General features: G+C 59.6%; 2 protein-coding genes. Both read right to left on the bottom strand.

The window, feature by feature from the left end; all coding sequences use genetic code 11:
- The coding region (locus AX735_RS10850; protein ID WP_066279720.1) for a hypothetical protein at positions 1–271 on the bottom strand (271 nt) is incomplete at its 3' end.
- A 72-nt stretch (positions 272–343) separates the two neighbouring features.
- The gene (locus AX735_RS25085) at positions 344–481 is read right to left on the bottom strand and encodes a DUF3768 domain-containing protein (RefSeq protein WP_156447470.1); all 138 of its coding nucleotides are present in this window, start codon (positions 479–481) and stop codon (positions 344–346) included.
- Positions 482–574: the final 93 nt, after the last annotated feature.

The following is a 574-nucleotide window of genomic DNA, read 5'->3' on the forward strand; positions in this document are numbered from 1 at the left end:
CGCGCGTGGCGAGGCATGCCATCCTGTCGATCTCGAGCTGTGCGGCAAGACTTGCTTCGATATGGCAATAGGGTTCGAGCACGCGGATTGCGTCAACCGCGCGGGGCAGCTCGCCGAAGGCGGTTCCGACCCATACGATTTCGATCTCCTCTCCGTCTTCGTCAGGGGCGCTCAGCACCTGTGCGAAATAGGTCTGAAGCGGGCGATCCCAGCCAACATAGGCACTTGCCGCCGCAATCCCGTTACGAAGCGGTACTTTGTGTCTGCTCATGCGCCGTTTACCTCCGCATCGGGCTTGGGCCGCTGCCCGGTCACGCAGCGAAATGCCTGCCCTTCACAATGATCAGTAGTCCGCTGGCCGCATCAGCGTGATGACGCGCCGTGTCATCGCTGGATTGGCCGGATCGTCTGACCCGAACGCCAGTTCGGTGTCGTAATAGATCCTATGCAGGCCGGATCGGCTATGCCGTTGTTCCGTCAAACCCCACGGAGAACGCTAAATGGAGAACTCGTCGTCAGATTACTGCCCCAAGACTTCTGTCATTGTCAGCGTTGAGCTCAGCAAGCGCAACTG

The sequence above is a fragment of the Blastomonas sp. CCH1-A6 genome, assembly GCF_001556365.1.
GTDB classification, from domain to species: domain Bacteria; phylum Pseudomonadota; class Alphaproteobacteria; order Sphingomonadales; family Sphingomonadaceae; genus Blastomonas; species Blastomonas ursincola.